The organism is Glycocaulis abyssi, from assembly GCF_041429775.1.
Lineage (GTDB): Bacteria > Pseudomonadota > Alphaproteobacteria > Caulobacterales > Maricaulaceae > Glycocaulis > Glycocaulis abyssi.
Genome location: NZ_CP163421.1, coordinates 342155 through 356152 on the forward strand (window position 1 = coordinate 342155; position 13998 = coordinate 356152).

Annotated in this window: 13 protein-coding genes; 8 read left to right on the forward strand and 5 right to left on the reverse strand. The window is 63.6% G+C overall.

All coding sequences use genetic code 11. From position 1 onward, the window contains the following. The first annotated feature begins 2 nt into the window (after positions 1 to 2). Positions 3 to 587, forward strand: coding sequence for a hypothetical protein (locus AB6B38_RS01745; protein ID WP_371393948.1), 585 nt, complete (start codon positions 3 to 5; stop codon positions 585 to 587). Positions 588 to 593: 6 nt separating this feature from the next. On the opposite strand, the gene AB6B38_RS01750 is transcribed toward AB6B38_RS01745, so the two are convergent. Then, positions 594 to 1520, reverse strand: a complete 927-nt coding sequence (locus AB6B38_RS01750) for a methyltransferase domain-containing protein (RefSeq protein WP_371393949.1) — start codon at positions 1518 to 1520, stop codon at positions 594 to 596. A 47-nt stretch (positions 1521 to 1567) separates the two neighbouring features. Here AB6B38_RS01750 and AB6B38_RS01755 point away from each other — a divergent pair, with 47 nt between their 5' ends. Genes AB6B38_RS01755 through AB6B38_RS01770 form a run of 4 tightly spaced genes read left to right on the forward strand, consistent with a single transcriptional unit; the run spans position 1568 to position 3849 of the window. Next, a complete protein-coding gene (locus AB6B38_RS01755; protein WP_371393950.1) occupies positions 1568 to 2293 on the forward strand; it encodes a ComF family protein in 726 nt (241 codons plus the stop codon). A gap of 40 nt (positions 2294 to 2333) precedes the next feature. After that, positions 2334 to 2600 (forward strand): glutaredoxin 3, encoded by a 267-nt coding sequence (grxC, locus tag AB6B38_RS01760; RefSeq protein WP_371393951.1) that lies wholly within the window; start codon positions 2334 to 2336, stop codon positions 2598 to 2600. After that, positions 2600 to 3424, forward strand: a complete 825-nt coding sequence (locus AB6B38_RS01765; RefSeq protein WP_371393952.1) for a carbon-nitrogen hydrolase family protein — start codon at positions 2600 to 2602, stop codon at positions 3422 to 3424. Before grxC ends, AB6B38_RS01765 begins: the two co-directional genes overlap by 1 nt. After that, positions 3421 to 3849, forward strand: a complete 429-nt coding sequence (locus AB6B38_RS01770) for a DUF1178 family protein (protein WP_371393954.1) — start codon at positions 3421 to 3423, stop codon at positions 3847 to 3849. Before AB6B38_RS01765 ends, AB6B38_RS01770 begins: the two co-directional genes overlap by 4 nt. A 58-nt stretch (positions 3850 to 3907) precedes the next feature. Here the strand turns inward: AB6B38_RS01770 and AB6B38_RS01775 are convergent, their stop codons facing one another. Continuing rightward, the gene (locus AB6B38_RS01775) at positions 3908 to 4579 is read right to left on the reverse strand and encodes a class I SAM-dependent methyltransferase (RefSeq protein ID WP_371393956.1); all 672 of its coding nucleotides are present in this window, start codon (positions 4577 to 4579) and stop codon (positions 3908 to 3910) included. A gap of 227 nt (positions 4580 to 4806) precedes the next feature. Between AB6B38_RS01775 and AB6B38_RS01780 the strand changes: the two genes are divergently transcribed. Beyond that, on the forward strand, positions 4807 to 6714 hold the full coding sequence (locus AB6B38_RS01780) for a peptide MFS transporter (protein WP_371395057.1): 1908 nt from the start codon (positions 4807 to 4809) through the stop codon (positions 6712 to 6714). A 45-nt stretch (positions 6715 to 6759) separates the two neighbouring features. Here the strand turns inward: AB6B38_RS01780 and AB6B38_RS01785 are convergent, their stop codons facing one another. The 3 genes from AB6B38_RS01785 to AB6B38_RS01795 form a co-directional block, all read right to left on the reverse strand. Further along, the gene (locus tag AB6B38_RS01785) at positions 6760 to 8772 is read right to left on the reverse strand and encodes a TonB-dependent receptor plug domain-containing protein (RefSeq protein ID WP_371393957.1); all 2013 of its coding nucleotides are present in this window, start codon (positions 8770 to 8772) and stop codon (positions 6760 to 6762) included. A 137-nt stretch (positions 8773 to 8909) separates the two neighbouring features. Further along, entirely contained in the window at positions 8910 to 10334 is a 1425-nt protein-coding gene (tldD, locus tag AB6B38_RS01790) for a metalloprotease TldD (RefSeq protein ID WP_371393958.1), read from the reverse strand. Between the two features lie 335 nt (positions 10335 to 10669). Continuing rightward, complete coding sequence (locus AB6B38_RS01795) at positions 10670 to 11251, reverse strand: tetratricopeptide repeat protein (RefSeq protein WP_371393960.1); 582 nt, start codon at positions 11249 to 11251, stop codon at positions 10670 to 10672. Positions 11252 to 11465: 214 nt separating this feature from the next. Here AB6B38_RS01795 and coxB point away from each other — a divergent pair, with 214 nt between their 5' ends. Both coxB and ctaD read left to right on the forward strand, forming a co-directional pair. After that, on the forward strand, positions 11466 to 12332 hold the full coding sequence (coxB, locus tag AB6B38_RS01800) for a cytochrome c oxidase subunit II (protein WP_371393961.1): 867 nt from the start codon (positions 11466 to 11468) through the stop codon (positions 12330 to 12332). An 18-nt stretch (positions 12333 to 12350) separates the two neighbouring features. Then, complete coding sequence (gene ctaD / locus AB6B38_RS01805; RefSeq protein ID WP_371393962.1) at positions 12351 to 13970, forward strand: cytochrome c oxidase subunit I; 1620 nt, start codon at positions 12351 to 12353, stop codon at positions 13968 to 13970. The last annotated feature ends 28 nt before the right edge of the window (positions 13971 to 13998 follow it).

Here is a 13998-nt window from a genome sequence, read left to right on the forward strand (position 1 = left end):
GCATGCGGTCTGGCCGTGGTGGGCTGGTTATTGCGCTGGCTGGTGCATCGCTGCTGGTTGCCGTGATGATACCGGCGGCAGCCTGGATGTTTTTCAAGCCTATGCGGATCATCGCGCCTGAGCTGAACGGCGTGGTTTGCGCCGGGCCGGTCTGTGTGGACGATATCGCGGCCCTGCCCACGGCAGAACAGCTCTATGGCGAAGGGATGGCGAACGTCGCCGCCAAGCTTACCGCGCTGAACCGTCCGCCGCGCGCCGTCTTCTGCTCGACGCGCGCATGCTATCGCGCGTTCGGGGGCAGGGGCGCCGGTGTAGCCGTGTTTGATCTGGGCATCGTGATCGCGCCCCATGCCTGGCAGACATATATCGTGGAGCATGAGCTGATACACATGTTGCAGGCACAGGAGCTTGGCCTGCTGGGGCGCGAGCGCACGCCTATCTGGTTCAAGGAAGGCATGGCCTTTCATGTCAGCGATCCGCCGCCGGGCGGCCTGCCGGACTATGCGCAAGGCTGGGCCGGGCAGTACCGCGAATGGGAGGCCCGCGTCGGCCGGGAGAATGTGTGGGAGGCCATACGCGCGGACTGAGGCAGGCTAGCCGCCCGCCTTCTCGCCTGCGCCGCGTTCCTTCACGCCCAGAGCATCGGCTAGGCGGACCTTGGCCGAGCCGGGGCGCAAGGGTTTGGGCTGGCTTTCATGGGGCGCCCAGCCGGCTGCGTGCAGGATTTCAAACTTCGCCGGAATACGCCCATCGGCTTCGGCGAAGCGCTCGGCATAGATTTGCGCGGTTTTGACGAAAAACTGACGGTGGACGGGTGTGCGCGGGCGGCTGGCGAGCACGCTGGTCTCGCCCATGCGGCGCAGATCGCGCATCAGCACGAACGCATTGCCATAGCGTACGCTCAGCCGGTCCACGTCCGATACCGGCATGGCAAAGCCTGCCCGCGCCAGCAATCCTGCAAGGTCTACCGTGTCGGCGAAGGGCGAGACGCGCGCCGACACCTGGCCGTATATTTCGTCTTCGGCGGCCATGAGGGACTGGCGCAGTTCGGTCAGGGTCGCTCCGCCCAGCATGGCGCAGGCAAAGAAGCCGTCGGGTTTGAGCGCCCGGTTGATCTGGATCAGCGCGCCGACAAGATCATTCGTCCAGTGCAGGGAGAGGCAGGAGACCACAAGGCCCACGCTTTCATCGGCAACCGGCAGGCGCTCCTCATCCATCACCAGCGACGCGCCTGATGCTTTGGCGGCCATGGCGGGCGATATATCCGCCTCGATCAGCGTTCCGATTTTCGCGGCGAGTTCCGGGCGCGCGGCAATCGCCCGGCCCACCGCGCCTGCCCCGCCAATGACCAGCGCGCGGTCAAACGTGCGGTTCACCGCCATCAGCCGGTCAGCGAGATCATCGGCGGCACGGCTCGCCAGAAAGGCAAATTCCTCATAGCCTCTTGCCGCACGGGTCCGGCGCTGGCGCAGGAGCGTGCGGTCAAACAGTAGAGGCGGGGTGTCAGAGGATGATGCCATGGGGCGGATATGGACCGGCACGCCTCGCGAGGGAAGCCTCGCGGGTGATGAGGGGTTTTGCCGACCTCATATGGCCGCCGGTTTCGCTGCTCTCCTACGAGCCGGTTTCGGCCCATGGCCAGCTATCGCCCGCCGACTGGTCGAAGATTGTTTTCCTTGATGATCCGCAATGTGCCGCGTGCGGGTTTCCGTTCGACTGGCCGCCGGGCGAGGGCGCGGTGTGCGGGCCATGTGCTGCGCGTGCGCCCGCGTTTGATACCGCCCGCTCTGCCTTCGTTTACACGCCGGAAAGCCGCCGCCTCGTCCTGTCGCTCAAACATGGCGGGCGGGTGGACGGGCTTGCCGCCTTTGGCGGCTGGATCCGCCGGGCGGGCAGGGACATGCTGGCAGAGGCCGATTATCTGGTGCCTGTGCCGCTGCATCCGCGCCGCCTGCGCCAGCGCCGCTTCAACCAGTCGCTATTGCTGGCGCAATCACTGGCCAAGCTCTCCGGCGTGACATGCGATCCGCATATTCTCATGCGCCGCCGCGCCACACCCAGCCAGGGCGGACAGAGCGCGAAGGGACGCAGGCGCAATGTCGCCGGTGCCTTCGCCGTGCGCCAAAGCGCAAAAGAGAGGATCAAGGGCGCGCGCCTGATCCTCATTGATGACGTTTACACCACCGGGGCGACGCTGGAGGCGTGCGCGCGTGCCCTGAAACGGGCAGGGGCGGCGCGCGTTGATGCCCTGACGCTTGCGCGCGTTGTCAGAACCAGCGACGTCATTACATAAGCGCCAGACCTGATTTTGCTGATTCACGAAAGCCAAGCCCATGACCACGCCTGCCATCACCATCTACACCCGCCCCTTCTGCGCCTTCTGCTCGCGCGCCCTGTCGCTGTTGAAGGACAAGGGCGTTGCGGTGAAGGAGATCGAGGCGGGGTTTGACCCGGCCCTGCGCGCCGAGATGCAGGCGCGTTCGGGCCGCAACACCTTCCCGCAGATTTTCATCGGCGAGACGCATGTGGGCGGCTGTGATGACCTCTTCGCGCTGGAAGCTGAAGGCAGGCTCGATTCCCTACTGAAGGCTGGCGCGTAATGGCGAAAACAAAAATCGCCCTTGTCCAGATGCGTTCAGGGACCGACCCGGAGCGCAATATGGATGCCGCCGAGGCCGCGATCCGTCAGGCAGCGGGCGGGGGCGCAAAGCTGGTGGCAACGCCGGAAGTGACCAATCTGGTTGAGAAGGATGCCAAGGCCCTGTTCGAGACCCTGCGTGCGCCGGATGAGGATGGGGGCGTCAAACGCCTCGCGGCGCTGGCGTCCGAGCTGAAGATCGACGTGCTGGCCGGGTCAATGGCGCTGAAGGGTTCAGATGGCAGGGCGGTGAACCGCTCCATGCTGTTCGGGCCGGATGGGGCGCTTAAAACCCATTACGACAAGATCCACATGTTCGATGTCGCTATCGGCAATGGCGAAATCTGGTCAGAGAGCACCAATTACGCGCCCGGCAGCCGCGCTGTCATCGCAGAGGCGGCGGGCATGAAGCTCGGCCTGACCATCTGCTACGATGTACGCTTTGCCTATCTCTACCGCGCGCTGGCCATGGCGGGGGCGGTCGCCATCACCGTACCGGCCGCATTCACCCGCCCCACCGGCAAGGCGCACTGGGAGGTGCTCTTGCGCGCCCGCGCCATCGAGACCGGCAGCTTCATCCTCGCGCCTGCGCAGGGCGGCACGCACGCGGATGGCCGCAAGACATGGGGACGCTCCATGGTGGTGGGTCCGTGGGGCGATGTGCTGGGCGTGCTCGACCATGATGAGCCGGGCATTCTCTATGCCGATATCGACGCGGAAGACGCGCTGTCGGCGCGCCAGCGCATCCCGGCGCTCAAAGGCGGGCGGGAGTTCACCGGCCCATGATTCGCTACGCCCTGCAATGCAATGAGGGCCATGGCTTTGAGGGCTGGTTCTCCTCCAGCGACGATTATGAAAGCCAGGAAGCGCGCGGGCTTGTCGAATGCCCGGAATGCGGCTCGGTCGCTGTCACGCGCGCCGTGATGGCGCCTGCGGTGCGTACCAGCAAGGGCCGGGAAACCAGCACTAATGGCGAGCCGGACATGGACGCGGTCGCCCGCAAGGTGCGCGCCCATATCCGCAAAAATTACGACTATGTCGGCCCGGACTTCGCATCAGAAGCCCGCGCCATCCATGAGGGCGAAAAGCCCGAACGCCTGATCTATGGTGAAACGACACCCGAAGAGCGCGCAAAGCTCGCCGAAGACGGCGTGCCGTGCGCACCCTTGCCGGAACCCTTTGCGCCCACCCCGCCGAAGAAGGCGAACTAGGGTTTCACACTCTTTAGTCGTTCCCGCCTGCGCGGGGATGACGCGGGACAGGAACCTCCTACCGACTCACCACCCACTCTACGAGAAAGGGCTTGTCGGCATGGCGTTCGCGCAGCTTTGCCGGGGCGTCCGGTCCGAAATCGCGGCCCTGCCATTCGGTGCAGTCCGAAACCGTCAGGCCGGCATGGCGGAAGGTGGCAAGCCAGTCTGAAAAGCTGTGCGGATGGCTTGGCATGTAGACCTCGCGGTCCCCGTCCGGGAAATGCGCGCCAATGCCGGAGAGCGTCATGAAGGGGTGGATTTCGAGGATCAGCGCGAACCCGCCGGGCCGGAGAATGCGCGCGAGTTCGGCGGCTGGCTCGTCCAGCCTCTCGACATGTTCATAGGCAAGGCTGACCAGCGCACAGTCAAAGCGGCCGGTTTCAACCGGCAGCGGGCGGGTGATGTCGTGCTGGACCAGTGTGGCACCCGGTGCGGTGTCTTTCGCCTTTTCCAGCATGCCAGCGGATAGGTCGCAGCCCCACAGCTCGGTAGCGCCAGCGCGCGTCAGGGCCGCCAGATTGCGTCCGGTGCCGCAGCCCAGCTCTGCTACGGACTTACCGGTGAAGCGCTCGAGCTGCCGCTCCAGCGCCGCCGTGGCGGCATACACCATCGGATTGTCGAGCGCGTCATAGCTGTCCGCCCAGCGATCATAGGCGGCTTCGACGTCAAGGAAGATGCGGGTTGTCATGGGTCTCGTGCTCCATCGCAAACCGGAGACCGTCCGGCGCGGGGCACTTAGTTTTCGCAGGTCACAGCCAGCGGCTCCACCAGAGCGGTGCCACTCATACAGCGGTGCGAACCGCCGTTCAACATCGCCCCCGCCTTGCCGGAAACGCCGGAGCGTGATTCAGTCCTGCTCATCAAAATCAGGGTGGGCCTGTTACAGGCCTGCCCCGCGCGGGGGCAGTCATGGTCATCAATATCGTTGTGCTGGTGGGGATTCTGGTCACGCTGGTGACGATTGTGCCGGTCATCACCCAGATGCGAAAGCACCCCAGGGGCCTGCATATCCTCTTCTTCGCCGAGATGTGGGAGCGCTTCTCCTATTACGGGATGCGCGCGCTGCTGATTTTCTACCTGACCCAGCACTTCCTCTTTGATGACGCCTTCGCCAGCACCCAGTACGGGGCCTATACGGCGCTGGTCTATCTGATGCCGCTTATCGGCGGCTTCCTGGCCGACCGCTATCTGGGCACCCGCAAGGCGATTGCTTATGGCGCGCTATTGCTGGTCGCGGGGCATCTGGCCATGGGAATTGAGGGCCGCCCGTCAGAGGAAGAGCTGCGCTATGAGGGCGCGGCCTACACGCTGGTTGCCGAAGGGCGCGGGGGCCTGCGCACCGTCCAGCTGGAGGTCGATGGCGGGCTTTACAGCTTCTCGGCCAACCGGGAGGGCGATCTCATCATTGCGAACCTGCCCGCAGAGGCCAGCCTGCCCGCCCTTCTGCCTGCCGGCAGCTTCGAGACGGAAGTCACCTATCGCGACGGGCGCGGCCTTGCGATCCTCTACTTCGCGCTCTCGCTCATCATCATGGGCGTGGCCTTCCTCAAGGCGAATATCTCTTCCATCGTCGGCCAGCTCTACGAGGAACATGATCCGCGCCGCGATGGCGGGTTCACGCTCTATTATTACGGCATCAATCTGGGAGCTTTCTGGGCGGCGATTTTGTGCGGCCTGCTGGGCGAGACGGTCGGCTGGTGGGCCGGTTTCGGGCTGGCCGGCCTTGGCATGGCGTTTGGCTGGATCGTGTTCGTGCGCGGGCGCCTCGCCTTCTTCCTGCCCGGCAAGAGCCAGATCGCCGATGTCGGCAATCCGCCCGATCCGGTGGCCCTGAAAGCGCGCGTGCTGGGGCCGCTCAGCCGTGAGACGGTGATCTATCTGCTCGGCTTTCTGGGCGTGGGCGGCGTCTGGTTCCTCATCCAGGCCCACCAGCTCAGCCTGCCGCTGCCCGGTGTTGGCGGGGTGGATGTAATGCTGCTCCTGCTGGTCGGCGGAGCACTGCTTTTCATGGGCTATATCGGCTGGTTCATGCGCGCCAACTGCACGGCCGAGGAGACACAAAGGCTCATCCTCGCACTGATCCTCACCGTGGTTTCGGTCGTGTTCTGGGCGCTGTTTGAACAGGCCGGTTCGTCGATGAACCTCTTTGCCGCGCGCAATACCAATCTGGAGCTGTCGCCAGAGCGCCTGATCGCATTTGGGCCGATTGCGCTGGACATGACGCTGACCGCCTCGCAGACCCAGTCCTTCAATGCCGGTTTCATCCTCGTCTTCGCGCCGCTGTTTGCGGGCTTGTGGGCGTTTCTCGCGAAGTTGCAGCGTAATCCCAACACGCCGCTGAAATTCGGCCTGGCTCTGGTACAGGTGGGGCTTGGCTTCCTCGTGCTGGTCTGGGGGATGCAGTTTGCGGACGATAATTACCGCGTGCCGCTCTTCTTCCTGGCGCTCGCCTATCTCTTACACACGACCGGCGAGCTATGCCTGTCGCCGGTGGGTCTCTCCGCAATCACCAAGCTCTCCCCGGCGGCCGTGGTCAGCTTCATGATGGCAGGCTGGTTCCTGGCGCTCGCCTTCTCGCAATATGTGGCAGGCCTGCTGGCTGCCCTGACTGCCACCGACACCGTGGCCGGGCAGGTGCTGGACCCTGAACGCGCGCTTGCGGGCTATGCGGACGTGTTCGGCACGGTGGGGCTGGTCGGGATCGGGCTGGGCGTCGTGATGGGGCTGGCGAGCTTCTGGCTCAAACGCCTCGGCCATGGCCTTGCCGAGGACCAGATGGCCAGACCTTCAGAGCCGGGACCGGACGTGCCGGTGCGGGACTAGAAGGCAGGCCCGGAGGTGTGACCTCCGGGCCGCATTTTCTGATCCCTAGAACGTCCGGCGCAGGCGGAATTGAAGGAAGTCACGCGGGTCAATGCGCTGCTCTTCGCGGAAGGCGAGCGCCTGCGTGGCGCGGTCCGAATAGACGTCCCGGTCGATGCGGAAATCATCCCAGATCGTCACGGCGAGATAGGCCGCCAACCCGTTATCGAATGTATATTCGGCAAACAGCGTGACGTAATTGTGCAGCTCGAACCAGCGCTTCTGGTCCGGGTTGAATGTGGTTTCGCGGAAATACGGCGTGTAATTCACGCCCCAGCGCAGGTTCCAGTCCGGCACATCGTTTTCAAAGTTGATATAGCCCGTTAGCGGACGCACGCGCGAGATCTGGCGGCTCTCGCCGGTTGTGGGATCGGTCACGCGCGTGTGGTCATACTGCACGTTCACGGTTACCCGCCCGCGCTCCATGCCGAGATCACGCAAGGGCAGGCGCACATTGCCGGCAATGCGCGTCAGGCTGCCATCGCCGATATTGCCAAACGCTGCCAGCCCCCCATCAAGCGGGATCACATCGATAACGTCGGAAATCTCGTCATGGCGCAGGGTTAGCGTGGCAATACCCTCGCCATTGAAGCGCTGTTCAAACACCGCCTCGCTGATCCAGCGTTGCTGGGGTCTCAGTTCCAGATTGCCGCCGCGAACCTGATCGTTCGACAGCGAGGTGGACGCGGCAAAATCGCCGAAATTGAGCTGTCCCAGCTCGCGTTCGAACCGCAGGCGTATCTGGCGATTCTCAACCGGGTCGAAGGTCAGGGCAAGGCGCGGCTTTGGATAGAAAAAGCTGCGTTCGGACGAGGCGTCCCCGCTCTGCCGGAGAGTGGAGTGTTCAAGCCGCAGCCCGGCTTCAAGGCGCAGCCGTTCGGAGCGTCTCCAGCTGGCCTGGCCGAACATCTCACCGCGGATTTCTTCGACCAGCGTGGACGCCAGCGGCAGGGCAACCGGCACGCCGTTATTGGTAAAGCTCTGTGTCGTATCCATGAAATTGTAGGCCAGCTCGCCGCCGCCTTCCCAGGTCAGCGTCTCGCTGCGCTCCCAGCGCAGCACGCCGCGCGCAATCGTCTCGCCGGAGGTGCGGTCCGCTTCGAACCGCTGGTCGAGGCCGGGGCCTTGCGCGCTGTTGGCGAACCCGCCCCAGCGGTAATTCTGGATCAGGCGGGTTTCCAGGTTCAGCGTCTCACCCAGCGCGCGTTCATACCTCAGCCCCAGATCGGCCCGGCTGGCATCATCGTCGAACGTGAATAGCCGTTCAGGCGATCCCGGCACGCTGAACGACAGCTCATCTTCAAATTCAAACCAGTTATAGCCGCCGGTGATTTCCACCCGTCCCTCGCCAACAGGCCCGGACCAGTTGCCGCGCGTGCTCCACCCGCCGCCGTCGAAACGGTTGCGCAGGCGCTCTTCGGAGACAACTGCGCCAGAGGCGTCGCGCCGGGTTGATGTGCCCCAGCCGGTGGAGTCGCTGGTGGCCAGCGTCCGGGCAACCTGGAAGCCCCATTGTGTGCCGTTATTGCTGGAGGAGAACTCGTAGCGCGCGGCCGGCAATGCAGGGCCGCCCTCGAAGATCATTGCCTGCGCCGTAACCGTGTGCTGGCGCGACATCTCGCTGCGCAGAATGACGTTCACGACCACGCTCTGGCCCTGCATGTCGATGCCCGGCGCGCCGCCACGGATCAACTCGATGCGTTCCACCCGGCTTGCCGGGGTGCGCGTCAGCACGGATGTGCCGGTATCGTCCTTGGAGGCCGGCCGCGCCCCGTTTATCAGCACATTGCCGCCCGCGCCCGCAAACCCGCGCACCGAGGCGCCGTCACTCACCGAAAATCCCGGAATGCGATTGACCATGTCCAGCGCATTGGATGGATTGGCGGCCGCGAAGAAGTCCGGCTCGTAGACGAGGATGTTCTCAGCCGCGCCGCTCTGGACGGGCAGGCTTTCCTGCGCGAGCGCAGCAGGGGTGGCTATGGCCAGCGCGATCGCCGCCGAACAGAAAAGATGTTTCACAATATGGTCCCTCCCAAGACATGGAAGGGTGTGTGCGCTTCCTGCGTGTCATTTAATAGTTACGATGCAGAAATATCCCTCACATTTCAGTGATTTAATTGCTTTTCTGTAATGATGCAGCGCAGCGGAGCCAGGTCTTATCCTGCCCCGCCAACGGTAATCCCGGCGATTTTCAGGGTCGGCTGACCGACGCCGACCGGCACGCCCTGGCCCGCCTTGCCGCACGTGCCGATACCGGGGTCCATGGCAAAATCATTGCCGATCATGGAGATGCGGGTCAGCGCGCTGGGCCCGTCCCCGATCAGGGTTGCGCCCTTGATCGGTTCGGCGATTTTGCCGCCGCGCACGCGGTAGGCTTCCGTGCAGCGAAAGACGAACTTGCCAGAGGTGATGTCCACCTGCCCGCCGCCGAAATTGGCGGCATAGATGCCGTCATCAAGGCTTTCGAGGATTTCGGCCGGGTCGTGATCCCCGGCGGTCATAATCGTGTTGGTCATGCGCGGCATGGGCGCGTGGGCATAGCTTTCGCGCCGTCCATTGCCGGTCGGCTCAACGCCCATCAGGCGGGCATTCATCCGGTCCTGCATGTAGCCAACCAGAATGCCGTCCTCGATCAGCGTGGTGCGGCCCGTCGGCGTGCCTTCATCATCTATGGTCAGAGAGCCGCGGCGATTGGGGATGGTGCCGTCATCAATGACGGTGACGCCCGGCGCGGCGACGCGCTTGCCGACCCGACCCGCAAACGCGCTGGTGCCCTTGCGGTTGAAATCGCCTTCCAGGCCGTGACCGACCGCCTCGTGCAGCAATATGGCGGGCCAGCCCGCACCCAGCACCGCTTCCCATTCGCCTGCAGGGGCGTCCACCGCTTCGAGATTGACCTTGGCGACGCGCAGCGCCTCGTCGGCAAGCCCCTGCCAGCTTTCAGCCGAAAGCCATTGGGAGAACTCCGCGCGGCCACCAGCGCCAGCGCTGCCGCTTTCGCGCCGTCCATTGCGCTCGACGGTGACGGAGATGTTCAGCCGCACCAGCGGGCGCACATCATGGGCCATATAGCCATCGGCGCGCACGATGCCGATCACGCGGCGCGAGGCGGCGATGGAACAACCCACCTGCACCACTTCCGGGTCGCGCGCGCGCAGCCAGGCGTCAATCTCGCCCAGAAGGGCGGCTTTCGCCTCGAAGCCCGGCTCGCCGATCACATCGACATCGTCGTAAAGTTTCACATTCGTGCCGTGCGGGGGCGGCGCCATCACCGCATTGCGGCCCTGCCGGGCGGCAGCGGCTGTCTCGCCAGCGCGTTTGAGCGCGGCAAGGCTTACATCATTGGAGTGCGCAAAGCCGGTGGTCTCGCCAAACACGCCGCGCAGGCCAAAGCCGCGCCCGGCATCAAAGCTCGCCGCTTTCAGTCGTCCATCATCGAAGGCCAGAGTCTCGTTGGCTTCTGTTTCAAGGAACAGCTCACCATCGTCCGCTCCGGCAAGGCTGTCGCGCAATACGCGGCCAGCGTCTTCGGCATCGAAGGCAAATCCGTCAAACGGATCGGTGGAAGGCGTGCTGGCCATCGGACTCTCCTACTGGGGCGTGTCACACCCAACATAGGCACGTGCGCCCGCCTTATCGACCCTGCTCTCGCAGGTCTTTTCCTGATGCTCAGCCCATCCCCCGCCTCCGCGGGGGCAGGCCGGGCTTCGCGCCATTTACTGCCCCGCTGGTTCAACCGGGGTCCCCCGCCCCGACGGGGGACCCATGGACAAGCCAGGTGGCTGGAAAAATGGACCCCGGCTCTGGGGCCGGGGACCCGGTGGAGAGGCAAGCGGGATGTCAGACAGGCCGCATAGCGGCCTGAAAAGCGCGATCCCCGGCTACGACCGGGGGATGCGTTGCGGAAGTAACTTCCCTAAGGCTGATGCCTTGCAAAACGGCGGGGCTGGGCGGCGAGCAGGGTATTGTCAGGCGCCAGCCGGGCCGCTTCGCGATAGGCTTCGTAGGCATCGTCATACCGGCCGAGGCGCTCCAGCGCGATAGCGCGGTTGAAATGGGCCAGATGCGATGGCTCCAGCCCCAGCTCCAGCGCGCGCCGGGCCGACGCTTGCGCACCGTTGAAATCCCCGATGCGGATCTGCGCGGCCGACAGCGTCAGATGAAGCTGCGGCAGATCATCCAGCAGGGCGCGCGCCGCATTCAGGTCTGTCATGGCATTGCGGCCATCGCCGCGTGCCGCCGACAGGGCCGCGCGGTTGAGATGCAGGCGGGCGCGTTCCTCGTCACCGAGGCTCGAATCACGCAGCGCAAAGTCACAGGCGCCAAGCGCGCGGGCTGCGTCAGTGCCTGAAAGCGCCGCTGCCTCACATTCGGAAATGGCCGAACGTACGGCGGGTGCGCGCTCCTGGGCAAAGGCTCCGGCACTGCTGGTGACGGCAATTACAAGACCGGCGAGGCAGGCGATCTGACGGCGCGTATGCGCAATTAGGGCGTTCATAACGTCTCCGGCGCTTGAGATTTTCTTCGTGTAAGGCTAGCAGACAGCGCAAGCCCGCATCAAACCGAATGTCCGGGCGGAACTGAATTATGTGGGTGCCTTGCGACAAAAAGGCGCTCATGTCGCACTGACACCGGCGCAGGCCGGTTCTATATTCCGCTGCACGAAGCAGGGCCGCGCCCTGCAGGCTGCCAGAGAAAGTCTTGGGGGTTCCATGCGTTTGAAGCTCATAGCCGGAGCGGGGCTAGCCGCCGTACTGACCGGCGCGGCATCAGCCACGATTGTCGGTGCGCCGGTAGATGGCGGGCTGGGTCTGCAGGAAGCCGTGACACCGGTGATGGAGAATATCGTCTCCTTCCACAATCTGCTTTTGTGGATCATCACGGCGATCTGTCTTCTGGTGCTCGGCCTGATCTTGTGGATCGCCGTACGCTACCGGGCCAAGACGAACCCCGAGCCGAAGAAATTCAGCCACAACACGCTGATCGAAATCATCTGGACGGCGGTGCCGGTGCTGATCCTCATCGTGATCGCGGTGCCCTCCTTCCGCCTGCTCTATTATCAGGACGTGATCCCGGAGGCCGATTTCACCATCAAAACGACCGGCAATCAGTGGAACTGGACCTATGAGTATCCCGACCATGGCGGGTTCGAGTTCGTCTCCAACATGCTGGAAGACGACGACATCACGAGCGAAAGCTGGGAACAGCGGCGCCTTCTGAGCACGGATGTGCCGATTGTCGTGCCGTCTGGCGCAACCGTGCGCGTGCAGGTTACGGCCTCCGACGTCATCCACTCCTGGGCCGTCCCGGCCTTCGGTGTGAAGATTGACGGTATTCCCGGCCGCCTGAACGAGACCTGGTTCTACGTGCCGGAAGGCAATGAGGGTATCTATTTCGGGCAGTGCTCTGAAATCTGCGGCATCCGCCATGCCTTCATGCCCATCGAGGTGCATGTCGTGCCTGAGGCCGTGTTTACCGCCTGGACCGAAGCGGCCAATGCCGATCCTTACACCGCGTCAGACGTCCTTGCTTCCTATTATGCCAGCCAGCGCGCCACCCGCGTCGCGGCGGCTCAGTAATCCCCGGAGAAGATCATCATGTCGGCTCAAGCTGCTGAACATCACGACGATCACACCCCCAGCATCTGGGACTGGAAGCGGTGGGTGTATTCGACCAACCACAAGGATATCGGCACCATGTACCTGGTGTTCGCGATTATCGCGGGCGTCATTGGCGGTGCGATGTCCGGCCTTATCCGCTGGGAGCTGGCCGAGCCGGGCCTTCAGGTCTTCAATAACGGCTTCTGGGGTAATGAGCACAATTACAATGTGATTGTGGGCATGCACGGCCTCATCATGATCTTCTTCATGGTGATGCCGGCCATGATTGGCGGTTTTGGCAACTGGTTCGTGCCGCTGATGATCGGCGCGCCGGACATGGCCTTCCCGCGCCTGAACAATATCTCGTTCTGGCTCCTGCCGTTCGCCTTCGCGCTCATGCTCATATCGATGTTCGTGCCGGGCGCTGGCGGGGACGACGGGTTTGGCGGCGGCTGGGTGATGTATCCACCCTTGTCTACCACCGGCCATGGCGGACCAGCTTTCGATCTGGTGATATTGTCGCTTCACATTGCCGGTATCAGCTCGATCCTGGGCGCGACGAACTTCATCACGACCATTTTCAACATGCGCGCGCCGGGCATGACCCTGCACAAAATGCCGCTGTTCGTGTGGTCGATCCTGGTCACCGTTTTCCTGCTGCTGCTGGCCGTTCCGGTTCTGGCCGCTGCGCTGACAATGCTCATCACCGACCGTAATTTCGGGACGACCTTCTTCGACCCGGCGGGCGGTGGCGACCCGGTCATGTTCCAGCACCTGTTCTGGTTCTTCGGTCACCCGGAAGTGTACATCCTGATCCTGCCGGGCTTCGGCATGATCTCCCACATCGTGGCCACCTTCTCGAAAAAGCCCGTATTCGGTTATCTGGGCATGGCTTACGCCATGGTCGCGATCGGCTTTATCGGCTTCATCGTGTGGGCGCACCACATGTACACGGTGGGCATGGACGTGAACCTGAAGGCCTATTTCGTCGCCGCCACAATGATTATCGCGGTGCCGACCGGCATCAAGATCTTCTCCTGGCTGGCAACGATGTGGGGCGGCTCGATATCCTTCCGCACGCCCATGCTCTGGGCTGTCGGCTTCATCTTCCTGTTCACCGTTGGCGGTGTGACGGGCGTGGTGCTGGCCAATGCGGGTGTGACCACCTCGCTGCACGATACCTATTATGTGGTGGCCCACTTCCACTACGTGCTGAGCCTGGGCGCCGTCTTCTCGATCTTCGCCGGCTTCTACTACTGGTACGAGAAGATTTTCGGGGTGAAGTACAATTCCTTCCTCGCACGGGCCCAGTTCTGGCTGTTCTTCATCGGCGCGAACGTGATCTTCTTCCCGCAGCACTTCCTGGGTCTGCAGGGCATGCCGCGCCGCTATGTCGACTATCCTGACGCGTTCAAGTTCTGGAACGAAGTGTCCTCTTTCGGCTATCTCATCATGGCCCTGGGCATGGTGGTGTTCTTCGTGCTGCTGATCGAATCGATTATCCGCCAGCGCAAGGGCGAGGCCAATCCGTGGGGCGAAGGCGCGACCACGCTGGAGTGGACGCTGTCCTCTCCGCCGCCCTTCCACCAGTTCAACGAGTTGCCGAAAATCAAGTAGGCAGGCGTTGAGCCAAAGAGGTCAGGCA